Source organism: Streptomyces sp. NPDC093510 (genome assembly GCF_040683555.1).
GTDB lineage: Bacteria > Actinomycetota > Actinomycetes > Streptomycetales > Streptomycetaceae > Streptomyces.
In genome coordinates this window covers 1-22,811 of record NZ_JBFBEE010000050.1, presented here as the reverse complement: position 1 = coordinate 22,811, position 22,811 = coordinate 1, and the positions used below count along the sequence as shown (strand labels likewise).

Annotated in this window: 20 protein-coding genes and 2 tRNA genes; 16 read left to right on the top strand and 6 right to left on the bottom strand. The window is 70.7% G+C overall.

What is annotated here, in order from left to right; all coding sequences use genetic code 11:
• The first annotated feature begins 36 nt into the window (after positions 1 to 36).
• From ehuB to AB0N81_RS41195, 12 genes are all read left to right on the top strand, one after another.
• A complete protein-coding gene (gene ehuB, locus AB0N81_RS41250) occupies positions 37 to 969 on the top strand; it encodes an ectoine/hydroxyectoine ABC transporter substrate-binding protein EhuB (protein WP_365367954.1) in 933 nt (310 codons plus the stop codon).
• Complete coding sequence (gene ehuC, locus AB0N81_RS41245; RefSeq protein WP_365367966.1) at positions 969 to 1,700, top strand: ectoine/hydroxyectoine ABC transporter permease subunit EhuC; 732 nt, start codon at positions 969 to 971, stop codon at positions 1,698 to 1,700. The genes ehuB and ehuC overlap by 1 nt, the downstream gene beginning before the upstream one ends.
• Positions 1,697 to 2,344 (top strand): ectoine/hydroxyectoine ABC transporter permease subunit EhuD, encoded by a 648-nt coding sequence (gene ehuD, locus AB0N81_RS41240; RefSeq protein WP_361166260.1) that lies wholly within the window; start codon positions 1,697 to 1,699, stop codon positions 2,342 to 2,344. The genes ehuC and ehuD overlap by 4 nt, the downstream gene beginning before the upstream one ends.
• Positions 2,334 to 3,149 (top strand): ectoine/hydroxyectoine ABC transporter ATP-binding protein EhuA, encoded by an 816-nt coding sequence (ehuA, locus tag AB0N81_RS41235; RefSeq protein ID WP_365367952.1) that lies wholly within the window; start codon positions 2,334 to 2,336, stop codon positions 3,147 to 3,149. The genes ehuD and ehuA overlap by 11 nt, the downstream gene beginning before the upstream one ends.
• Positions 3,150 to 3,328: 179 nt before the next feature.
• A complete protein-coding gene (locus AB0N81_RS41230; protein ID WP_365367950.1) occupies positions 3,329 to 4,096 on the top strand; it encodes an IclR family transcriptional regulator C-terminal domain-containing protein in 768 nt (255 codons plus the stop codon).
• 116 nt (positions 4,097 to 4,212) lie between these two features.
• Positions 4,213 to 4,286 (top strand) — tRNA-Lys (locus tag AB0N81_RS41225).
• A 141-nt stretch (positions 4,287 to 4,427) separates the two neighbouring features.
• The gene (locus tag AB0N81_RS41220) at positions 4,428 to 5,156 is read left to right on the top strand and encodes a DedA family protein (protein ID WP_365367948.1); all 729 of its coding nucleotides are present in this window, start codon (positions 4,428 to 4,430) and stop codon (positions 5,154 to 5,156) included.
• Positions 5,157 to 5,166: 10 nt separating this feature from the next.
• On the top strand, positions 5,167 to 6,324 hold the full coding sequence (locus AB0N81_RS41215; RefSeq protein ID WP_365367946.1) for a histidine kinase: 1,158 nt from the start codon (positions 5,167 to 5,169) through the stop codon (positions 6,322 to 6,324).
• A complete protein-coding gene (locus AB0N81_RS41210) occupies positions 6,315 to 6,965 on the top strand; it encodes a response regulator transcription factor (protein WP_365367944.1) in 651 nt (216 codons plus the stop codon). The genes AB0N81_RS41215 and AB0N81_RS41210 overlap by 10 nt, the downstream gene beginning before the upstream one ends.
• An 88-nt stretch (positions 6,966 to 7,053) precedes the next feature.
• Positions 7,054 to 8,325: a histidine kinase gene (locus AB0N81_RS41205; RefSeq protein ID WP_365367942.1), complete on the top strand. Its 1,272-nt coding sequence runs from the start codon at positions 7,054 to 7,056 to the stop codon at positions 8,323 to 8,325.
• The gene (locus tag AB0N81_RS41200) at positions 8,219 to 8,914 is read left to right on the top strand and encodes a response regulator transcription factor (protein WP_365367941.1); all 696 of its coding nucleotides are present in this window, start codon (positions 8,219 to 8,221) and stop codon (positions 8,912 to 8,914) included. Before AB0N81_RS41205 ends, AB0N81_RS41200 begins: the two co-directional genes overlap by 107 nt.
• 162 nt (positions 8,915 to 9,076) lie before the next feature.
• Positions 9,077 to 11,179: an MMPL family transporter gene (locus AB0N81_RS41195; RefSeq protein ID WP_365367939.1), complete on the top strand. Its 2,103-nt coding sequence runs from the start codon at positions 9,077 to 9,079 to the stop codon at positions 11,177 to 11,179.
• Here AB0N81_RS41195 and AB0N81_RS41190 read toward each other — a convergent pair.
• The 6 genes from AB0N81_RS41190 to AB0N81_RS41165 all read right to left on the bottom strand — a co-directional run bounded on the left by AB0N81_RS41190 (position 11,154) and on the right by AB0N81_RS41165 (position 17,449).
• Positions 11,154 to 11,492: a hypothetical protein gene (locus AB0N81_RS41190; RefSeq protein ID WP_365367937.1), complete on the bottom strand. Its 339-nt coding sequence runs from the start codon at positions 11,490 to 11,492 to the stop codon at positions 11,154 to 11,156. The genes AB0N81_RS41195 and AB0N81_RS41190 overlap by 26 nt on opposite strands.
• A gap of 60 nt (positions 11,493 to 11,552) precedes the next feature.
• Entirely contained in the window at positions 11,553 to 13,217 is a 1,665-nt protein-coding gene (locus AB0N81_RS41185) for an AMP-binding protein (RefSeq protein WP_365367935.1), read from the bottom strand.
• A 68-nt stretch (positions 13,218 to 13,285) separates the two neighbouring features.
• Positions 13,286 to 13,741 carry a DUF3592 domain-containing protein gene (locus AB0N81_RS41180; protein WP_365367933.1) on the bottom strand — a complete coding sequence of 152 codons (456 nt, stop codon included), beginning with the start codon at positions 13,739 to 13,741 and terminating at the stop codon, positions 13,286 to 13,288.
• A 153-nt stretch (positions 13,742 to 13,894) separates the two neighbouring features.
• Entirely contained in the window at positions 13,895 to 14,497 is a 603-nt protein-coding gene (locus tag AB0N81_RS41175; RefSeq protein ID WP_365367931.1) for a lytic polysaccharide monooxygenase, read from the bottom strand.
• A gap of 184 nt (positions 14,498 to 14,681) precedes the next feature.
• A complete protein-coding gene (locus tag AB0N81_RS41170) occupies positions 14,682 to 15,887 on the bottom strand; it encodes an SPFH domain-containing protein (protein ID WP_365367929.1) in 1,206 nt (401 codons plus the stop codon).
• 137 nt (positions 15,888 to 16,024) lie between these two features.
• A complete protein-coding gene (locus AB0N81_RS41165) occupies positions 16,025 to 17,449 on the bottom strand; it encodes a peptidoglycan-binding protein (protein WP_365367927.1) in 1,425 nt (474 codons plus the stop codon).
• Positions 17,450 to 17,669: 220 nt separating this feature from the next.
• On the opposite strand from AB0N81_RS41165, the gene AB0N81_RS41160 reads away from it, so the two are divergent.
• From AB0N81_RS41160 to AB0N81_RS41145, 4 genes are all read left to right on the top strand, one after another.
• A tRNA-Lys gene (locus tag AB0N81_RS41160) sits at positions 17,670 to 17,743 on the top strand.
• A gap of 68 nt (positions 17,744 to 17,811) precedes the next feature.
• A complete protein-coding gene (locus AB0N81_RS41155) occupies positions 17,812 to 18,525 on the top strand; it encodes a FadR/GntR family transcriptional regulator (RefSeq protein ID WP_365367925.1) in 714 nt (237 codons plus the stop codon).
• A gap of 299 nt (positions 18,526 to 18,824) precedes the next feature.
• Entirely contained in the window at positions 18,825 to 20,789 is a 1,965-nt protein-coding gene (locus AB0N81_RS41150) for a glycosyltransferase family 2 protein (protein ID WP_365367923.1), read from the top strand.
• A complete protein-coding gene (locus AB0N81_RS41145; RefSeq protein ID WP_365367921.1) occupies positions 20,786 to 22,723 on the top strand; it encodes a kelch motif-containing protein in 1,938 nt (645 codons plus the stop codon). Before AB0N81_RS41150 ends, AB0N81_RS41145 begins: the two co-directional genes overlap by 4 nt.
• Positions 22,724 to 22,811 lie beyond the last annotated feature (88 nt).

The window sequence follows — 22,811 nt, the reverse complement described above, 5'->3', positions numbered from 1 at the left end:
GGCATAACTCGCTTGGAGTCGGGTAGCCGCGCGCCCATGGCTCCACCACTTGGGAACAACGAGGGATTCACAGGCAGAGCGGTGCGCCGCCGCGCCCTGCTCACCGGAGCGGGCGGGGCGGCTCTGGGCGCATTCGGGGTCTCGGCATGCAGCCGCGTCCCCGACGAGGGGAAGGTCGAGGGGGGCGATCTGCTGGAGCGCCTGCGTGACAGCGGTACGGTCAGGATCGGTGTCGCGGGCGAGGTCCCGTTCGGATACATCGACGAGAACGGCGAGGTCACGGGCGAGGCGCCGGCCATCGCCAAGGTCATCTTCCCGCGCCTCGGGGTGCCCGAGGTCAAGGCGGTGCCGACCAAGTTCGGTGCGCTGATTCCCGGGCTCACACAGGCGCGGCAGTTCGACGTGGTGTCGGCGGGCATGTACATCAATCCGACGCGGTGCGAGCAGGTGCTCTTCTCCGACCCGGACTACCTGATGCTCGACTCCTTCATCGTGAAGAAGGGCAATCCGCACGGCATCAAGGGCTACGAGGACATAGCCGAGAAGGGCCTGAAGCTGGCGAGCGGCACCGCCTACGCGGAGATCGACTACGCCAAGGCCGCGGGCGTGAAGTCTGTCCTCGTCCTGCCCGACCAGGTGGCGGGGCTCGACGCCGTGGCCCAGGGCCGGGTCGACGCCTTCGCCGGCACCAACGTCACCGTCCGCACGGTGATCAAGAAGAATCCACGGGTCGAGGCAACGGAACCGTTCCAGCCCGAGGTCGACGGCAAGCCCGCCTACGGCGCGGGCGGCTTCGCCTTCCGGCTCTCCGAGAAGAACCTGCGGGACGCCTTCAACAAGGAGCTGCACAAGCTCAAGAAGAGCGGCGAACTGCTGCGGATCGTCAAGCCGTTCGGCTTCACCGAGGCCGAGATGACCGATCTGACCCTGCGGAAGCTCTGTCCACCGGTGAAGGGCCTCTCCTCATGATGTCGTCGGAGTTCTTCGGGAACTGGTTCCTGCCCGGCATCTGGATCACCGTCCAGGTCACCTTCTACAGCGCGGCCCTCGCCTTCGTGATCGCCTTCCCGATCGGTGTGCTGCGCACGAACCGGCTCTGGATCGTGCGGTTCCTCGCCGGGGCCTACTTCGAGATCTTCCGCAGCACGTCGTCGCTGGTCTTCATGTTCTGGATCGCGTTCACCGTGCCGCCGGTCTTCAACATCAGCTTCCAGCCGATGTTCGCGGGCGTGCTCGCGCTCGGCATCACCTATGGCGCGTACGCCTCCGAGATCGTGCGCGGCGCGCTCGCCGCGGTGCCGCCCGCGCAGCGCGAGGCGGGCATCGCCCTGAACTTCACCCCGGCGCAGCGGCTGCGCCGTATCGAACTGCCGCAGGCCTGGCCGGAGATGATCCCGCCGTTCAACAACCTGCTCATCGAGCTGCTCAAGGGCACGTCGCTGGTGTCCCTCATCGCGGTGGCCGACATGACGTTCGCCGGTGACCTGCTGCGGCTCGTGAAGAACGAGAGCGCGCCGATCTACACCCTGCTGCTCGCCCTGTACTTCGTCCTCGCGTTCGTCCTCACGCGCGGCATGCGGCTCCTTGAGCGGCACGCCAAGAAACGCGTCGGGCAGGCGCCGGAGAAGACGGGTCTGTTCAGCGGGATGCGCGCCAAGTCGTCGATCGACGTCGTCGCGGGCACGGGGGGTGCCAAGTGAACTGGAACTGGTCGCACGTCGACGACTTCATGCCGCTGTTCTGGGACGGCGTGGAGCTGACCCTCAAGGCGCTGTTCTTCGGCACCCTGATCGCCTTCTCGCTGGGCCTGGTGTGGGCGATCGCCCAGCGGTCCGAGAAGAAGTGGATCCGGTGGCCGGTGACGGTGGTCACCGAGTTCATCCGGAACACCCCGCTCCTGGTGCAGCTGTTCTTCCTGTTCTACGTGGTGCCGGAGTGGGGGCCTTCGATGTCCCCGCTCACCACGGGCATCGTCGGTCTCGGGCTGCACTACTCGACGTACACCTCGGAGGTCTACCGGGCGGGCATCGACGGTGTGCCGGCCGGCCAGTGGGAGGCGGCGACCGCGCTCAGCCTCTCCAAGCGCCGCACCTGGACGTCCGTGATCCTGCCGCAGGCGGTGCGCCGGGTGATCCCCGCGCTCGGCAACTACGTGATCGTCATGCTGAAGGAGTCGCCGCAGATGGCCGCCATCGGCGCGCTCGACATGCTCGGCCAGGCCCAGGGCTACAGCCAGGCGACCTTCACCTACGAGGCGATCAGCGTGGTCGGTGTCGCCTTCATCGTCATCGCCTACCCGGCCTCTCTTCTTCTGCGAGTTTTGGAGCGTCGCCTTGTCCGCTGACAGCAGCACTTCCCAGGAAATCCCCAACCCGGCCGTCGACGGAAGCGAGTTGATCCGCTTCGACAAGGTCGTCAAGCGCTACGGCTCGAACGTCGTCCTGGACGAGCTGGACTTCTCCGTCGCCTCCGGCAAGCACGTAACGCTGATCGGCCCGTCCGGCTCCGGCAAGACGACGATCCTGCGGCTCCTCATGACGCTGGTGAAGCCCGAGCAGGGCACCATCAAGGTCGGCGGCAAGTACCTCACCCACGAGGAGAAGAACGGCAAGCTCGTCCCCGCGGGCGAGAAGCACGTCCGCGAGGTCCGCAAGAACATCGGGATGGTGTTCCAGCAGTTCAACCTCTTCCCGAACATGAAGGTGCTGCGGAACATCACCGAGGCGCCGGTGAGCGTCCTCGGCCTCTCCAAGGACGAGGCGGAGGTGCGGGCCCGCGAGCTGCTCGACCTGGTCGGGCTCGGCGACCGCTGCGACGCGTACCCGACGCAGCTCTCCGGCGGCCAGCAGCAGCGCGTCGCCATCGCGCGGGCCCTGGCGATGCGGCCGCAGGTGCTGCTGCTCGACGAGGTGACGTCCGCGCTCGACCCGGAGCTGGTGGCGGGCGTCCTCGACGTGCTCCGCGACATCGCGCACACCACCGACATCACGATGCTGTGCGTGACGCACGAGATGAACTTCGCCCGGGACATCTCGGACCAGGTCCTCATGTTCGACTCGGGCCGGGTCATCGAGTCCGGTACGCCGGAGAAGATCTTCACGGAGCCCGAGCACGAGCGGACCCGGGAGTTTCTCAGCGCGGTGCTGTGACCGGCGGGGAGGGCGTAGCGCCTGGATCATGACATAGGCATATGCCAGAGTGGCGCGTTCCTGCGTAGAGGGGCGGAGCGCGCCACGATTCTCCTCAACAGACGGTCCGAATGCGCCACTTGGCGGCTATCGTGGGACGAGGCCCAGCTGTCCGGAACCGTTCCACGCAGGGGGAAGCCGTGGCGTTGCAGCACGACGCGATCACGCCGCACCGCTCCGTCCAGAGCGCGCTGCGGGTCCTCGAGACCGTCTCCCGGCACAGCACCGGCGTGACCGCCGCCCGCATCGCCCGCGACACCGGACTGCCCACCGCCCAGCTCACCCCCCTGCTGCGCATGCTGAGCAGCGAGGGGTACGTGGAACAGCTCACCGACGGAGCGACCGGGGCGTACGTCACCGGGGAGACCCTCAGCCGGCTCGGCTCGGCCCGGGACCACGCCGAGGCGCTCCGCGAGAAACTCCAGCGCACCCTGGACGGGCTGCGCGACTCCATCGGCGCCGCGGTCTACATCAGCCGGTACGTGGACGGCGAGGTCCGCGTCACCGACTTCGCGGCGGGCCCCCGCACCCCCGCGGTCAACGAATGGGTGGACTTCCGCTCCTCCGCCCACGCCAGCGCCGTCGGCAAGAGCCTGCTCACCCAGCTCGACGTGAACGGGCGCAAGGACCACCTCTCCCGCCACAAGATGGCCCGCCTCACCTCCCGGACGATCACCAACGAACGGGTGCTGCTCAACCGCCTCGCCTCCCAGCCCGCCACGGTCCCGGTCCTCGACCTCCAGGAGTACGCGGTGGGCACGGTGTGCGCGGCCGTCCCCATCACCGCGGGCGCCGCCGTCGGATGCCTCGCCCTGTCCCTGCCGGTCGAGCACGCGCATCGCTTGCGCGAGGCCGCGGACACGCTCAACCGCGGGGCGGCACCGGTGCTGCTGTCCCTGGCGATCTAGATGTGCGGACGCGCGCCGGCCGTGGCTGGTCGCGCAGTTCCCCCGCGCCCCTGAGGGGCCCAGCCGCCGTGGTCGGAAGCACGCTCCCGGACCAGGTATTATTTACTCGTCAGCAGGCGCCGCTAGCTCAGTTGGTTAGAGCAGCTGACTCTTAATCAGCGGGTCCGGGGTTCGAGTCCCTGGCGGCGCACTTGCGAATGCCGAAAGGGCGTTCCCGGTCTCCGGGGGCGCCCTTTCGCGTACCCCTTCCCGGCAGGGTGCGGTTTTCCGCACCCCCATCCGACGGCAACCCCCATACCGCCGCTGACCTGCACTTTCTAGCGTTGCCTCCATGGACCTCATGACGCTCGCCCTCCCCCATGAACCCGCCGGCGGCATCGCCGGCTGGGCCGCCGGCCTCGTGGACACCCTGGGCGGCCCCGGAGCGGGGCTCGCCATCGCCCTGGAGAACCTCTTCCCGCCCCTGCCCAGCGAGGTGATCCTGCCGCTCACCGGCTTCGCCGCCGGGCAGGGTGTCATCAGCCTCGCCTCCGCGCTGTTCTGGACCACGCTCGGCTCGGTGGTCGGCGCGGCCGCCCTCTACGGGATCGGCGCCTGGTTCGGGCGCGAGCGCATGCACGCCCTGTGGGCGAGGCTGCCGCTGGTCAAGACCTCCGACCTGGAGCGCACCGAGGCGTGGTTCGCCAAGCACGGCACCAAGGCCGTCCTCCTCGGCCGCATGGTGCCGATCTTCCGCAGCCTCATCTCCGTACCGGCCGGTGTGGAACGCATGCGGCTGCCGCTCTTCCTCGCCCTGACCACACTGGGCAGCCTGGTCTGGAACTCCGTGCTCGTCATGGCCGGCTACTGGCTGGGCGACCAGTGGGACGCCGTCGAGACGTACGTGGGTCTCCTGTCCAAGGCCGTCCTGATCCTGGTCGTCGGGGCCGTCGCCGTGTACGTGGCGGTACGTGTCCGGTCCGGCAAGCAGACGGGCAATCATTCCGGCAAGCAGTCCGGCAACCAGTCCGGCAACCGGGACCGGGCCACCGCCGAGGCCCGCCACCGCCGCGTCGACTAGGCCTCCGCTAATGTCGGACGACGTGAGGGAACCCGTCGCCGCGCCACTCGTCATGCGGGTCGCCGGAGTGCTCGTCGGGTGCCTCACCGCCCTCTTCGGGCTGCTGTACTTCGTCGTCGCGGGCGCGGCCCTCGGCGCCTTCCTGCTCTGGCCGCGCACCCGCCGCCGCGCCCACGCCCTGCTCGCCGCGGGCGCGCGCAGGCTCACCGCCGTGGAGCGGCGGCGCCGGTCCCTCTTCTTCCACGACGCGTTCCCCGAGCACCGCGCCTCCGACCAGCAGATCCTGCGCTACCTCGCGGCCCGGACGTACTCCGGGCTGCTGTGCGCCGTCGTGGTCGGGCTCGTCGACTTCGGCGCCGTCCTCGCGGGCATCTTCGCGGTCTCGCTCACCACCCGGTCCTCGATGACCTGGGTGGACGTCCTCAGCCAGGTCGTTCTCGGCGGCACCCTGCTCTTCCTCGCCGTGCAGGGGCTGCGCGCGCTGACCGAACAGGATGCCCGCCTCGCCCGCGAGTGCTTCGGCCCCTCCGAGCGCGAACTCCTCCAGCGCCGCATCGACGAGCTCGCCACCAGCCGTGCCGCGGTGGTCCGGGCCGTCGACGTGGAGCGGCGCCGCGTCGAACGCGATCTGCACGACGGCGTCCAGCAGCGGCTCGTCGCCCTCGCCATGCTGCTCGGCAGGGCCCGCCGCGGCCGCACCCCTGAGCGGGCCGACGCCCTGCTCGAACAGGCCCACAAGGAAGCCAGGGAAGTCCTCACCGAACTGCGCGAGGTGGCCTGGCGCGTCTACCCCACCGCGCTCGACAGCCTCGGCCTGCACGAGGCGCTCGGCGGGGTGTCGGAGCGGTGCGCGATCCCCGTGCGCATGGAGTACGACGTCCCGGACGCGCTGCCCTCCGCCGTCGAGACGGCCGCCTACTTCGTCGTGTCGGAAGCGGTGAACAACGCCGCCAAGCACTCGGCGGCCGGGGAGGTCTTCGTCCGCGTGCGGCAGCGGGGCGCGTCCCTGTCCGTCGTCGTCCGCGACACCGGGACCGGCGGCGCCGACCCCGCGGGCAGCGGTCTCACCGGGCTGCTCAGCCGGGTCGCCGCGCTCGACGGCACCCTGCATGTCGACAGCCCCCTCGGGGGACCCACCACGATCACCGCGGAGCTGCCGTGCGCGTAATCCTCGCCGAGGACTCGACCCTGCTGCGGGAGGGCCTGGTCAGGCTGCTCGCCGAGGAGGGCCACGAGGTCCTCGCCGCCGTCGGCGACGGCGAGGCGCTGCTGCGCGAGGTCGAGGCGCACGCCGCCGACGTCGACGTCGTCGTCACCGACATCCGGATGCCGCCGGACCACACCGACGAGGGCCTGCGCGCCGCGGTGCGCATCCGCGAACTGCGCCCCGGGATCGGCGTGGTCGTCCTCTCCCAGTACGTGGAGCGCAACTACGCGGCGCAGCTGCTCACGTCGAGCGCCGAGCGGGTCGGCTATCTCCTCAAGGACCGGGTCGCCCAGGTCGAGGAGTTCCTCGACGCGCTGGAGCGGGTGCATGCCGGGGGCGCCGCCATCGACCCCGAAGTCGTACGGCAGCTGCTCATCCGCACCACGCACGCCGACCCGCTGACGCGCCTCACCCCGCGCGAGCGCACCGTCCTGGAGGCGCTGGCAGAGGGCCACACCAACGCGGCCATCGGGCAGAAGCTCCACATCTCGCTGAGCGCGGTCGAGAAGAACCTCGCCGCGATCTTCGACAAGCTGGGCCTCTCCCAGACGACGGGGTACAGCCGGCGGGTCCTTGCGGTGCTGCGGTATCTGGAGTCGTGACGTCCCCTCGTCATATCCCTCTCGCCGGTGAGGACGGTGGCGGGCGGGCGCGGTGATACTGGCGCTCTCCCTCTTGAGGAGCCGCCGTATGCGTATGTCCGGAGTCGCCCGGTCCGTCGCGTGGGTGCGGGCCGCTCCGGCGTGGGCGCTCGACACGGCGCTGACCGCCGCCGTCCTGCTCGCCGTCTCCCTGCAGTTCCTCTTCCCCGACGAGGGCGGGGACGCGCTGTCCCTGCCCGGTTTCCTGCTCGGGGCGGGGACGGCCGTGCCGCTGGTGTGGCGGCGCCGGGCGCCCTTCCTCGTCGCGTGCGCGGTCACCTGTTGCACGCCCGCCATGGCGGTCCACCACCGGCCGCCGCCGGACATCGTGTACGGCGGGCTCGTCGTGCTGTACACCGTGGCCGCCGTCGCCCGGCCGTGGCAGCGGCGGGTCATGCTGGCCGGGTGGCTGGTCGGCACGACGGTCACGATGGCGTTGCACGAGCGCGCGGAGCCCTATGAGTACCCCTTCCATCTGCTGAGCCTCGTCAGCGCGTACGCCCTCGGGGTCCTGGCCCGCGTACAGCGCGCGTACACCGCCACCCTGGAGGACCGAGCGCGGCGCCTGGAGAGGGAGCGGGCGAGTGAGACCGCGCGGGCCGTCGCGCTCGAACGGGCCACCATCGCACGGGACATGCACGACATCCTCGCCCACGCGGTGAGCCTGATGGTGGTGCAGGCGGAGGCCGGGCCCGTGGTGGTGCGCAGTGATCCGCCGCGTGCGGAGGCGGCGTTCGAGGCGATCGCCTCGGCGGGGCGTGACGCGATGGTGCAGCTGCGCCGCATCCTGGGCGTCCTCAGGGAGCCGCGGGCCGCCGGGGAAAGGAGCCCGCAGCCGTCCCTCGACGCGTTGCCCGGCCTGGTCGAGCAGGTCCGAATCGCGGGCCTGGAGGTCGAGTTGGCGGTGGCCGGAGTCCCGGGCGCGTTGAGTGCGGACGTGGAAGTGGCGGCGTACCGCATCGTCCAGGAGGCGCTGACGAACACGGTGAAGCATGCGCGGGCCACGCGGGTGCGCGTACAACTGAAGTGGGGTCGGGAGGAGTTGGGCGTCACGGTCACCGATGACGGGTGCGGGGAAGGTGGCGGCAGCGGCGGGCACGGGCTCATCGGGGTGCGTGAGCGTGCCGCCGCGTGCGGGGGGCGCGTGGAGGCGGGGCCCGGTCCCGGTGGAGGATTCCGTGTCGTCGCGCGGCTGCCCACGGCATCCTTGGGGGATGAGCATCCGCGTGGTGGTCGCCGACGATCAGGAGCTGGTGCGCAGCGGCTTCTCGATGATCCTGGACGCGCAGCCGGACATCGAGGTGGTCGCGGAGGCGGGTGACGGCGCGGAGGCGGTCGCCGCGGTGCGCAGGCACGCCCCCGACGTGCTCCTGCTGGACATCCGCATGCCCGGCATGGACGGCATCGAGGCGGCCCGCCGGGTCTGCTCGGGGTCCGGCTGCAGGGTCGTCATGCTCACCACCTTCGACCTGGACGAGTACGTGTACGAGGCGCTGTACGCCGGAGCGAGCGGGTTCCTCCTCAAGGACGTCCGCAGGGACGATCTGGTGCACGCGGTGCGCGTGGTCGCGGCCGGGGAGTCGCTGCTGGCGCCGACGGTGACGCGGCGCCTGGTCGCGGACCTCGTGCGGCGCGGGAGGACCGGGCGGGACACGCAGGCCGGGCCGCCCTCGACGCACCTCGCCGCGCGCCTCTCCGTGCTCACCGCCCGCGAGGAGGAGACGCTGCGGCTGCTGGCCCGCGGCCTCACGAACGCGGAGATCGCCGCCTCCTTCGTGGTCAGCGAGCACACCGTGAAGACCCACGTCAGCAACGTCCTCGCCAAGCTGGCGCTGCGGGACCGGGTGCAGGCCGTCATCTGCGCGTACGAGACGGGGCTCGTCGTCGCGGGAGAGGACGACGTCGGCTGAGCCGCTCTCCCTCCTGAACCGCTCTCTCCGTCGGCCTCCCTCGGGAGGGTGAGGGCTCGCCCCCGCGGGGGAGACGGCAGGACCGCTCCGCGCGGCGATCCGCGGGAGGGGTTCCGGGACGACGCTGAGGCGCGTACTCCCGGCAACTCCCAAGGAGCCGTCATGCTCGCCACCTTCGCCCGGACGGCGACCCGCCGCCCGCTCACCGTGATCGCCGTCTGGATCTGTCTTCTCGTCCTCGGACTCGGCTTCGGAAGCCGGGTGTTCGGGGACCTCACGTCGACCGTGGAGGACGTGCCCGGCAGCGAGTCCGTCGTCACCGGCGAACTCCTCGACGATCTCGACCCGTCCGGCGCCGACATCACCGCGGTCGTCTCGGGCGGCGGCGCGGTCGACCGGGCGGGGCTGCGCGGCGAGGTCGGGCGTGCCGTCGCCGACGTGCGGAGGCTGCCCGGCGTGGCCGAGGTGCCCGATCCGTACGCCACGCGCGGCCAGGTCTCCGACGACCGCCGGGCCCTGCTGATCGGCGTCACCCTTGAGGGCGGGCTCGACGACGACGCCGAGGAGGACACGGTCGGCGACGCGGCCGACCGGCTCCGCGAGATCGACACGATCGACACGATCAACACGGCCGACACGGTCGATGTGGCCGTCAGCGGTGGGCCGCTGCTCGGGGAGCAGATGGGGACGCGGGCCCAAGAAGACGTAGCCAAGGCGGAGTTGATCACCCTGCCCGCCGTTCTGCTGGTCCTGCTGCTCATCTTCGGCGGGCTCCGCGCGGCGGGGCTGCCGCTTCTCGTGACGGTCAGCGGCGTCGCCGGGGCCTTCCTGATCCTGTACGGCTTCAGCCTGGTCACCGACATCTCCGTCTACGCCGTGCAGATCGTCACCATGCTCGGGCTCGGACTCGCCGTGGACTACGCCCTGTTGATGGTCGTCCGCTTCCGCGAGGAACGGGCCAGGACGGCGGATGTGGCCCGGGCCGTGCACGCGACGGTCGCCCGTGCCGGGCGTACGGTCCTCTTCTCCGGCCTGACCGTCGCCATCAGCCTGTCGGGACTGCTGTGGTTCCCCAGCCCGTTCCTGCGCAGCATGGGCCTCGCGGCGGGAGCCGTGGTGGTCGTCGACATGCTGGCGGCGCTGACGCTGCTCCCGGCGCTGCTGGCCCGCTTCGGGGGGAGGATCGCGGCCGCGAAGGCGGGGCGGAGCGGGGAGGTCTTCGCCCGGGTGGGGCGGTTCGCCGCCGGGCGGGCGGTCGCCGTGCTCGTACTCGTGGGGGCCGCCCTGGCCGTCCTCGCCGCGCCCGCCCTCGGGATGCGCATCGGGATCGGGGACGCCCGGCAGCTGCCGCACGACACGGAGGCCCGGCAGCTCTACGACACCGTGCGCGCGCACTATCCGCCCGAGACCGGCACCGACCCCGTGAGCGTCCTCGTGCGGCCCGGCGCCCCCGCCGACTGCGAGCGCAGGATCCGTGCGCTGCCCGGCATCGCGGCGTCCGAGCGCCGGCGGCTCCCCGACGGCACCGTCCTGCTCGAACTCACCCCGAAGGGCTCCGTCGACGGACCGGCCGCGACCGGTCTCGTCGAGCGGATACGTGACCTGCGCGGCGACGAGCCGGTCCGCGTCACCGGCAACGCCGCCCGTCTCGTGGACTTCCGGGCGATGCTCGCCGAGCGTGCGCCGTGGGCCCTGCTGACCGTCCTGGCCGGACTGTTCGGGCTGCTCTTCGCCTTCACCGGCTCCGTCCTGATCCCGCTGCGGACCCTCGCCACCACGCTGCTCAGCCTCGGCGCCGCGCTCGGCGTCGTCACCTGGGTCTTCCAGTACGGGCACGGGGCGTCGCTGCTCGGCGGGGAGGGGCTCGGCGCGCTGAGCCTGACGGCGCCGCCGCTCATCATCGCCATCGCGTTCGGGCTGGCCATGGACTACGAGCTGTTCATCCTGTCCCGGATGCGGGAGAGCTTCGTGGAGACCGGCGACCACCGCGCCGCCGTCGTGGAGGGGCTGCGCCGCTCCGGGCGCGTGGTCAGCTGCGCGGCGCTGCTTCTCGCCGTCGTCTTCGCCGGGTTCATGACCGGCGGCTTCTCACCGGTCCTGCAGATCGGGCTCGGCCTGACCCTGGCCGTCCTCATCGACGCCACCGTGGTCCGTATGCTCCTCGTCCCGGCGACGATGGCGCTGCTCGGGCGCCGCGCGTGGTGGGCGCCCGGGGTGCTGCGGCGGGTCCGACGGCCGTCTAGGACAGGACGAAACCGTCCATGAACAGCGCCGCCGCGAGGCCTGCGGCCAGGAGCCAGGTGCCGAGCCTGGTGCGGCCGCGGCGGCTCAGCTCGATCACGATGCCGCAGAGTATGAGCAGGAGCCCGTAGACCCCGACGACGAGCACGGAGGACCGGCTCGCCAGGCGCAGCGCGAGGACCACCGCCGCGGCGGCCATCAGGACGGAGGCCGCGGCGATGCGGGCGCGGCGGGCGCGGGCGGCGGGGGTGGGGGCGGCTGTGGGGGTGGCTGTGGCGGTGGGGGTGGGGTCCTGCGGGTCACTCGGGGCCGGGGTGGTCCGGTCTGGCGCGCTCATGGGTCTGGATCGTAATCGGTCACCCGAACGGCATCTCACTCCCGGGGCCGGGCCCCCGGCCTATGGGGGGTTGAGCAGGGAGTCGCGGTTCTGGGAGCGGTAGTGGGAGATGAGGGTGGTGATGTCGGAGGGCGTCAGGGGGCGGTAGGAGGGGGAGTTCGGGGGGCGCCACCAGACGGGGTCGGGGCAGCGGAAGCCCTCGCGGCGCAGGTGGGATCGTGCGACCTTGTTCGTCGCCGTGACCGGCATGTGGGGGGTCACCCGCACGAAGCGGGGGGTCATCTTCGTGCCCAGGTCGGGTTGGGAGAGGAGGAACTCGGAGAAGGCCAGGGGGTCGAAGGGGGTGTCGGGCGGGGGCGTCAGGGCCGCCATGACCTGGTCGCCCGCCACCGGGTCGGGGACCGCGTACACCGCCACCGCGGCCGCCCCCTCGTACCGGGAGAGGATGTTCTCGATCATCGCCGCCGCCAGGTTCTCGCTGTCCACCCGCAGCCGGTCGTCCGTGCGGCCGGCGAAGTAGAGGAAGCCCGCGGTGTCGCGGTAGAAGAGGTCTCCCGTCCAGTACCAGCCGCCCCGCAGGCGTTCCGCCTGCGCCTCCTCGTTGCGCCAGTACCCCTCGAAGGGATTCGGCCCCCGGTTCACCAACTCCCCTATGGAGGACGCCCCGTTGAGCATGCGTCCGTCCGTGGAGAACTCGGCAGGATCGCACTCGCGGCACGTCCCGGGGTCGACCACCGCCAGGTCGTCGCCGGGGGCCGCGCGGCCGATCGCCCCGGCCGGCGTGCCGGGGGTGCGCTGGATCGCCGCGCCGCCCTCGGAGGAGCCGTAGCCCTCGACGAGCCGCACCCCGAACCGTTCCTCGAAGCGTGCCGCGTCGACCGCCCCCGCCTCGGTGCCGAAGCCGGTCCGCAGGGGGTTGTCGCGGTCGTCGGGGCGTTCGGGCGTGGCCAGGATGTACTGGACCGCTCGCCCCACGTAGGTGAAGTACGTGGCGCCGAATTCGCGTACGTCGGGGAGGAACCGGGACGCCGAGAAGCGGGCGCGCAGCGCCACGCCCGCCCCCGCGGCCAGCGCCGGCGCCCAGTCGGCGATCACCGCGTTGCCGTGGAACATGGGCATGCAGATGTAGTGGGTGTCCGACGCCCGGATGCCGAAGTGTCCGACCAGGGAGCGGCCCGCCGCCGCCAGCCGGCCCTGGCTGCAGATCGCCGCCTTGGGCGCGCCGGTCGAACCGGACGTGAAGTAGAGCAGCATGCGGCTGTCGGGGCGCACACCCCTGGCGGTCTCCGGTTTCGCATCGGCGTAGGGCGTGAGGAGTTCGGCGTAGGCGGCGGTGTCGGTCACGAGGACGCGTACGCCGGGGAGTTGGAGGCCGTCGAGCAGTCGCAGGTGCGCCCGTTCCGTCACGAGGACCGCGCAGTCGGTGTGCAGGATGTCGCGGGCCAGCTCCGCGCCGCGCCGCGTGGGGTTGACGCCTGCCACGGCCGCGCCGGCGAGCGCCGCCGCACTCAACCAGAGGGGAAACTCCGGGGTGTTGTCGAGCAGGACGCCGATGTGGCGTTCGCCGTTCCGTGGCAGCAGGTCGGCGAGGAGCGCGGCTCTGGCCGCCGCGCCCGCCGTCATCTGGTGGTGGCTCAGCTGTCCGCCCGCGTGGCGCAGGCCGGTGCGGTGGTCGCCCCACCGCGCCTGTACGAGTTCCGCGACCGTGGTGCCGGTGCTCTCCATGGCCGCGCACCATAATTGACGCTACGTCAGAAGTGGACCCCGCTGTCAGGGGCGGTCGCCATCGGGTCCTACGGCATGTCGCTGAAGACGTCTGTGGGGGCGGAGTTCACCGTCATGACGAAGAAGACGCAGAACGCCAGCATCACGCCGAAGAAGCAGAGCAGGCCCACCGTGCCCGCCGCCATCGCGAAGGGCCGCGGCGCGTGCGCGGTCGCGGCCTCGGGGCGCCCGGCCGCGTAGTGCACGGTGACGATGTCGCCCTCGACGGTCGTCGCCGGGCCGTTCTCCTCCTCGAAGCGGACGGGGCGGCCTTCGCGGGTGGTGAATTCGTAGACGTGGTGCAGCGTCGTGGAGATGCGGTCGCCGCCGCTGGTCGTCGTGTACGTGCGCAGGCAGCGCGCCTCGGCGGTGAGCCCGCTGCTCCAGGCCCGGCTCACCTGGGTGGAGCGCTGGATCACCTTGGCCGCCATGAGGATCACGCCCGCGGCGATGATTCCGGGCACGGCGTAGAACATGAACTCCATGAGGTTCCCCCGATGTCGGTCCGGCGGCCCGCACGCTGACATGCGGCCCCGCGCACGCCGTGTGGTCGGCACGGCGTGCGCAGAACCTACCCGTGGGGTGTGGGGAAGATCCTCAAGCCTTGCTCAGAACTGGTCGAGGCCCTGCGGAGCACGTCAGAACTGGACGTCCGAGCAGGCGTAGAACGCGTTCGCCGTGTCCGCGACCGTCCAGACGGCGACGATCACGTGGTGCCCACTGCGGCCGCCGGGGATGGTGCCGCTGTGCGAGAGGGTCGCGGGCGGCTGCTGGCTGTTGTACGGGACGTTGAGGAACGGCGTGGTCTCCAGGGCCGACCTGGTCACCGCCTTGCTCTCGTCCCAGCCCTGCTTGGTGATGTAGTACTTGAAGTCGGTGGTGCGGTGGCGTGCGGTGAACTGCCAGCGGAAGGTGTAGTTCTGGCCGCCGCTGACCTTCGTGGTCGGCCAGGCTCCGCCGCCCGGGGTCTTGGGCGAGTTGAGCTGGTTGAAGCCCGCTATGCCCGCCGAACAGATCTTGCCGTCGGCCGGTCCCCCGGCCGGGAAGCCCTTAGGGCCCTCGACGCTCTGCGGTTCGTACTGGATGGAACCGCAGCCGCTCACCACGCCCTTGGCGCAGTTGATCTGCCGGCTCGCGGGCAGATCCGTGTAGCCGTGGCTGCTGGCGCCCCCGGCGGAGAACGCGAACGCGCCGACCGTGCCGAGGCCGACCATGGCCGCGTACAACTTCTTGTTTCGCATGTGCCGCTCCTGCCGAACGTGGGGAGTTCCGTGGGACGTGCGCGCACCGCGGTCTAGACCAAGCTCAGATTATTGCCGTTAGTTGAACATGTCCATACCAATCTCGGAGAGGATCCGTCCGCATCGCTCACGCGTACGCCTCCCCGAGTTCACCGGCCAACTGCCGCCCACACGGCCCCAGTTGTCAGCGGTGCTCGCCGTGCCCCGTACAGAACGCCACCGTCAGGTCCTTCACCAGCGCCTTGCGCTCGTAGTCGTCCAGCTCCACCAGACCCCGGGTGGTCAGCCGCGTCACCGTGTCCTCGACCGAGTCGACCACCGAGGTCAGCACGGTGTCGCGGTGCCGCGCGTCCAGGGCGGCCACCCGGCGGCGCTGCATCGCGGCGGCGACCTCGGGGGCGTACTCGATACGGGTCGGGCAGGCCGAGAAGATCTCGACGCCGACCGCCTCCGCGTCCGCCGCGAGCGCCCGGGTCAGCGCGGCACCGACGGCCTCGGCGTCGCGCAGGGTGGGGGTGTCCTCATGGAAGGCGTCGGCGGGCAGCCGCGAGAGGACACGGGCCGTGCTCGCCTCCACGCACTCCCGCAGATACTCCTGGTGATCCTCGACCGCGAGCGTCGCCCGCGCGGGGTCCTTCACCCGCCACACGACGAGGAGCACCACGCGCAGCGCGACCCCGCCGCGGTCCACCGCGGGCATCGGCTCGCTCCGCCAGTGCCGCAGGCGTACGTCGACACGACGGCGCAGCAGCAACGGGTTCACCCACATCAGGCCGGTGCGGCGGACCGTGCCCCGGTAGCGGCCGAAGAGGCTCAGCACCCAGGCCCGGCCGACCCGGCCGCGGGCAAGACCGCCGAACCCGAACAGGCCGAGCGTCCCGGACCCGGCGAGCGACGCCCACTGTGCGGGGCCGAGCCCGGCGCCCTCGTACCCGGGCAGTGCCGTCACCCGCAGCGCGGGCTCGGGCAGCACGCCCGCCCACCACAGCGAGAGCGCGCACCCGGCGACGCCCGCGCAGCCGCCGAGCACCCCGGCCAGGCCGGGCAGCACCCACGCCCGCCGCTCCAGCTCCACGAGAGCCGGGTCGACCTCGGGCACGGGCCGGGCGGCGGCGGCGGCCGGCGCGGCCGGGGGCGGCGCGGGCCGGCGCGGTGTCCGCGGCTGCTCCCCGGTCCCCCGCCTGCGCCGCACCACGGCGGGCGGCAGCACGACGCCCGCCGCGTCGTCCGGATCATCACGGAAGAGGAGGTGCACGGGGATCTCGGTGGTGGCCTCACTCTGGATAACCCGCGCCGCCCGCACGAGCCCCTGCACCTCGGGCACCCCGCCGGGCTGCGACGGCTGGGAGGAACGTGGTGACTCTGACTGTGAAGCTGCCGTCGTACTCATCCGTGCCTCCGCCTCGTCCGTGCTTCCCGCCTCGTCCGTGCTTCCCGCCTCGTCCGTACTTCCCGCCTCATCCGTGCCCCGCCCGCATTCGCCCGTCACGTCCCGCCCGCCCCCGCCACCCGCGCCCACCGACCCCCTCACCGGAACAACCGCCGCCACGTCTCCGGCCCCGGAAAGCCGTCGGCCGCCGCGCCCCGCCAGCCCTGGGAGCGCTGGAACGCCTCCACGTTGCGCCGGTCGCTCTCACTCCAGGAGGGGCCGGGACCCCGCGCGTAGTGCGTGCCGAAGCCCCTGCTCACCAGCTGTCTGCCGAGACGCTCGATCGCCGCGTGCGACCGACCCGGGCGGAAGACACCCCGGCCCGGGTAAGCGGGCACCCCCACCCCGCCACCAGGAGTGAAAGCGGAACCGGAACCAGTCCCGCCCTTTCCGTCCCCGCCGCCGCCTCCGTCACCTCTTCCGTCACCTTTTCCGCCACCACCGCCCGCACCTGCGCGCCCGGCCGGAATGTCCCGGCCCTTCCCCTTCATGAGGTACGTCCACGTCGTCGGACCCGGCAGTCCGTCCGCGTCCCGGCCCCGCCACCCCTGCGCCAGCTGGAACGCCTGCGTCGCCCTGCGGTCGGCGTCGCTCCAGCGCGGGCCCGGGCCCGTCCGGTAGAACCGCTTGCCGCCCCGGGCGACCAGCGCCTCGCCGAGCCGCGTCACGTGCTGGTTCTCCGCCCCGGGGCCGAAGGCCTTCGCGCCGGGGTAGCGCGTCGACGGGCCCGGCGTGCCCGAGCCGCCCGGGGAGCCGCCGGTCACGCCCTTGTAGCGATAGGCCAGATAGCGGTTCCCGTATGTCCAGTAGGCATAGGGAGTGGTCTGTCTGCGGGCGTGCGGGCGGGCCAGTTCGTAGGCGAGGTAATGCGTGCGGGCGGAGTCCGACCAGCCCCCGAATACCGTCACGTGCGAACCCTTCGTGGGGTCCGCCGGATTATGGAAGAGGAGAATGTCGCCGGGCTGCAACTGGTCCTTCGAAATGGGCGTCGCGTACTTGCCGAGACTGCCCGTCCATTCGTTGCCGCCCAGGTTCCAGGCCATGGAGACGAAGCCGGAGCAGTCCTGCCGATAGCCGTCGGGCCAGTACTTGCCCATGTCGTACGGAACCTTCGCGGCGACCCACTCCTTGGCCCTGTCGATGATCGCCGCCCGTGTGGTCGCCCGATACCCCGGCGGCCCCGACGACCCCTGCTTCGCGGCGCCGTGGCCACCGTGCAGCGGGCTCGTGCCACCCTGCGGAGTGTCCGTCACGTCGCCCGGAACGTCGTCCGCCGGCCCCGCCCCTGGCGCCGCCGCACGGCCTCCCACCTCGACCGATGCCACCGCGGGCAGCGTCTGGCCGCCGAGCACCGTGCCGGCCGCCGCGGCGAGGACGAGGGCGCGGCGCGCACCGTGCGCCGCGGGGTGGCCGCCGAGCCGCAGGGGGAGAGCGTGTGCCGTCGTGCGGCGCCAGTGAATACAGCCGGGACAGTCGCAGTCGCTCTCGGGGGTGAATTCCTCGAATACCGGAGCGGCCTCCATGCGATTCCCCTCACACCCCAGAAAAGAATGTCCGCGCATCTGCACGTGCGTCAGTTTCTCAACTGTCCCGGGATACCGCATGTTGACGGTCCGAATGATGGATCGACCCCGGCTGGCCCCCGGCCCCGGCTCTCTCCCCGGGCGCCCGGCTCTCTCCCCGGCGGCTCCCGGGTGGTCGGGACCACCCCCGGACATCCGGTAGAGTTATCCAGGTCAGCAGGCGCCGCTAGCTCAGTTGGTTAGAGCAGCTGACTCTTAATCAGCGGGTCCGGGGTTCGAGTCCCTGGCGGCGCACAGACAGCGAAGGCCCTCCGTTCACACGGAGGGCCTTCGTCGTGCTCACGTACCGCTACCGTGTCGCCATGGCGCGAGACATCCAGGAGCGAATCAAGAAGCTGATCATCGATTCGAGGCTGCCCTCCGGGGCCTCGCTGCCGACGGAGCCCGAGCTGATGGAGCGGCTGGGCGTCAGCAGGAACTCCGTGCGGGAGGCTCTGAAGGCGCTCCAGGCGATGGGGATCGTGGAGATCCGGCACGGTTTCGGGACGTATGTCGGCCCGATGTCGGTGGCGCCGATGATCGAGGGCCTCGCCTTCAGGACCGTTGCGGGCCACTACCGCGGCGAGGACAGCCTGCTCCAGCTCCTGGAGCTGCGCGAGGCCGTGGAGACCGGGCTCATCGCGCGCCTCGTGGGCCGCGTCCCGGCCGCCGACCTGGCCGAACTCGACGCGCTCGTCGAGCGGATGGAGACCGAGGCGGCCTCCCCGGAGGGCGCCGTGCACGCCGAGACGGACCGCGCATTTCACGCCACCCTCTACCGCGGCCTGGGAAACCTCCTGCTCGGCGAGGTTCTGGAGGCGTTTTGGGATGCTTTCCACAAGGTTCGTACGGACCTGGTGGACGTGCCGCTCGATCCGCGGGTCACCTGCCGGCAGCACCGGGAGATTCTGGAGGCAGTACGCTCTGGCGATGCCCTCCGGGCTGAGCAGGCCATACGCGAGCACTTCGGTAACATCCGAACCCGTCTGAGCTCACCCGCCCCAGCAGACGCCCCAAATCGCTCGTATGACCGGTAAACCCCTTGTTTCGCTCTTGCGATCATGCCGTAAGGCGTAGAACCCTGGCCTGGAGCCATCGGCTCTCATGAGGCGGGCGGTACGGGGCGGTTGGGGGCCCGATACGGCCGCGGCGGGACAGGGACGGGGGTCCCGTTCGTGAAGCGATGCCGAGGGGGGCATCATGCAACCGGAAGGTCGCCTTTCCATGTCTGAGGAGACGGTGGCCTGCCACTGATGCGTCCGCGAGGGTCGAGGGGGACCGGAGCGGACGGAAGGACCAACGAACACGCGGATGTCCGCGTGCGGGGGGATGACTCATGACGTCGACGCCGCCGGGCGCCCGACAGAACGACCCGTCGGAGACGACCCAGCTCCGGGTGCTGTCGCACAGGACGGGTGGGTTCCGAAGAATCAAGAAGACCCTGCCGCGGTACGACTACGAGCACTACAGCCGGCTCGCGGGTCCGCTGACCCAGCCCGACCCGAGCAAGCCCTACAGGGTGAAGTACCGCTCGCTGCTCTCGCAGGAGCCGCACAAGATACGGGCCGCGCTGATGCTGGGCGCGGCCCCGCTGCTCTCCCTGGTCCTGCTCGGCTGGCTGCTGCAGCCCGGACACTGGACCGAGCGGGACTACGTGGCCAACGACTGGCTGCCGGTGCTCGACATCGTCATGCTCATATCGATCGGTCTGATCGAGTTCTTCCGCTGCATGAACGTGCTGTCCAACGCGCACGCGACCCTCGTCGCCCGCGACCCGATACCCGTGGTGCCCGAGACCGGCACCAGGGTCGCCTTCCTCACCTCGTTCGTGCCCGGCAAGGAGCCGATCGAGATGGTGACGAAGACGCTGGAGGCCGCGGTCAAGATACGTCACCGCGGTCTGATGCACGTCTGGCTCCTCGACGAGGGTGACGACCCGGAGGTCAAGGAGGTCTGCCGGCGGCTCGGCGTCCACCACTTCTCCCGCAAGGGCGTGGCGAAGTGGAACATGACGAAGGGCCCGCACCGCGCCAAGACCAAGCACGGCAACTACAACGCCTGGCTGGACGCGCACGGCGACGACTACGACTACTTCGCCTCGGTGGACACCGACCACGTCCCGATGCCGAACTACCTGGAGCGGATGCTCGGCTTCTTCCGCGACGAGAACGTCGGCTTCGTCATCGGCCCGCAGGTCTACGGCAACTACGACAACTTCGTCACCAAGGCCGCCGAGTCGCAGCAGTTCCTCTTCCACGCGCTGATCCAGCGGGCGGGCAACGCCTACGGCGCCCCGATGTTCGTCGGTACGTCCAACGCCGTACGCATCAGGGCCCTGAAGCAGATCGGCGGCCTGTACGACTCGATCACCGAGGACATGGCGACCGGCTTCGAGATCCACCGGGCCACGAACCCGGCGACCGGCAAGAAGTGGAAGTCGGTCTACACGCCGGACGTGCTCGCGGTCGGCGAGGGCCCCAACGCCTGGACGGACTTCTTCACGCAGCAGCTGCGCTGGTCGCGAGGGACGTACGAGACGATCCTCAAGCAGTTCTGGAAGGCGCCGTTCTCGCTGCCCCCGGGCCGCCTCTTCAACTACACGATGATGGTCATCTTCTACCCGATGTCCGCCATGAACTGGATTCTCGCGGCGCTGAGCTGTGCGCTGTTCCTGGGTCTCGGCGCGTCCGGCGTGAACATCGACCCGACCATCTGGCTGATGCTGTACGGCAACGCCTCGGCGCTGCAGATCGGCCTGTACATCTGGAACCGCAGGCACAACGTCTCCCCGCACGAGCCGGAGGGCTCCGGCGGTGTGGCGGGCATGGTGATGTCGGCGCTCTCCGCGCCCATCTACGCGCGCTCGCTCCTCGACGCGGCCCTGCGCCGCAAGAGCAAGTTCGTGGTGACCCCCAAGGGCGACTCGGCGAGCCCGGACACGCTGTTCGGGACGTTCCGGATCCACCTGTTCTTCATCCTGGTCTTCGGTGGCTCGATGGCCGCCTCCTTCGTGTACGGGCACTCCCACCCCGCGATGATCATCTGGGCCACGTTCGCCCTGCTGATCACGGCCGCGCCGATCTTCGCGTGGCGCTGGGGCATGCGGCAGGACAAGAAGAAGCCCAAGCCGCCCGCGCCGGACGTGACCGTTCCGCAGCAGCGCGACGCCACGGCACCCCTGCCTCACGCGCCGCATGCCCCGCATGCCCCGCACGCGCCACATGCCCCGCAGCAGAAGCCCAGCTGGGCAGCCGCACCCGACCAGACCATGCAGATTTCCCTTGGGGGACGTAAGAAATGAAAGACCGTGCCGGCCGCCGCCGCGCCCGCCGCATCGCGATAGGCGCGGCGGTCGTCCTCGCGCTGGCGGGGATGAACGGCCCGTGGCTGTGGCGCGTGGGCTCCGAGAAGTACCACGACTACAAGATCAACAAGCCGGAGTACAAGGCGGACAACGGCCACTGGGACGTCCTCGACTTCCCCGAGGAGTACCGCCAGAACACCATCCACGCGGCGCTCCTGCACACGGGCAAGGTCCTCCTGGTCGCCGGGTCCGGCAACAACCAGAAGAACTTCGACAAGAAGAAGTTCGACACCCGGCTGTGGGACCCGGTCAAGAACACCATCAAGAAGATCCCGACGCCCACCGACCTGTTCTGCACGGGCCACACCCAGCTGGGCAACGGCAATCTGCTGATCGCGGGCGGCACGCAGCGCTACGAGAAGCTGAAGGGCGACATCACCAAGGCCGGCGGCCTGATGATCGTCCACAACGAGGACCCGGACGAGCCGAAGACGATTCCTGCGGGCACCAAGTTCACCGGCAGGAAGAACGGCAAGACGTTCGTCTCCCAGGACAGCGTCCTGGTCGAGAAGGCGAAGAAGGTCTTCGACAAGCAGACCGGCCGGTTCCTGCGCACCGAGCCGGGCCTCGGCCGGGTCTATGTGGAGGCGGCAAGGAGCGGCGCCAAGCATGAGACGGGCACCCAGGACAACTACCGCATCCAGGGCCTGAAGGGCTCCGACACCCGCAACGTCTACGGCATGGCGCAGAAGCTCGCCCTGGACAAGAAGGACTTCCAGGGGATCAAGGACACCTTCGAGTTCGACCCGGTCGCCGAGCGGTACATCAAGGTCGACCCGATGAACGAGGCGCGCTGGTACCCCACGCTGACCACGCTCACCGACGGCAGGATCCTCTCCACCTCGGGGCTCGACGAGATCGGCCAGCTGGTCCCGGGCAAGAACGAGGTGTACGACCCGAAGACGAAGAAGTGGACGTACACGAAGGGCATCCGCCAGTTCCCGACGTACCCGGCGATCTTCCAGATGGCCAACGGCAAGCTCTTCTACTCCGGTTCGAACGCGGGGTACGGCCCTGACGACGTCGGCCGCAAGCCCGGCGTCTGGGACCTGAGGACCAACAAGTGGCAGGGCATCCCCGGCCTGAGCGACCAGAAGCTCCTGGAGACCTCCGGCACGGTCGAGCTGCCGCCCGCGCAGGACCAGAAGTACATGGTGGTCGGCGGCGGCGGGGTCGGCGAGTCCAAGGAGTCCAGCGAGAAGACCCGCATCGTCGACCTGAAGGCGGACGACCCGAAGTTCGTCGACGGCCCCTCGCTGGAGAAGGGCACGCGCTACCCGCAGATCTCGACACTGCCCGACGACACCGTGCTGATCTCCGGCGGCTCCGAGGACTACCGCGGGCGCGGCGACTCCAACATCCACCAGGCGCGGATCTACGACGCGAAGACCGGTGAGATGCGGCGGGTGGCCGACCCCGAGGTGGGCCGCAACTACCACTCCGGTTCGGTCCTGCTGCCCGACGGCCGCGTGATGTTCTTCGGCTCCGACTCGCTCTACGCCGACAAGGCCAACACCAAGCCCGGCGTCTTCGAGCAGCGCATCGAGATCTACACGCCGCCGTACCTGTACCACGGCTCGCGGCCGTCGCTCGGCGCGGGGCCGAAGACGATCGCACGGGGCGAGTCGGGGACGTTCCCGACGAAGCACGCCTCGTCCATCAAGACGGCCCGCCTGATCAAGCCGAGTGCGTCGACGCATGTGACCGACATCGACCAGACGTCGATCGCGCTCGACGTGAAGAAGTCCCGGGGCGAGGTCACGGTGACGATCCCGAAGAACCGCAGCCTCGTCGAGTCCGGCTGGTACATGCTCTTCGTGACGGACGACCAGGGCACGCCGAGCAAGGCACGGTGGGTCAAGGTGCCTTAGCCCTGTCAGGGGCGCGGGGAACTGCGCGAGCAACCACAACAAAGCCGCAGTCGCGTCTGCCGAGTTACTGAGCAGACGCGACTGCGGC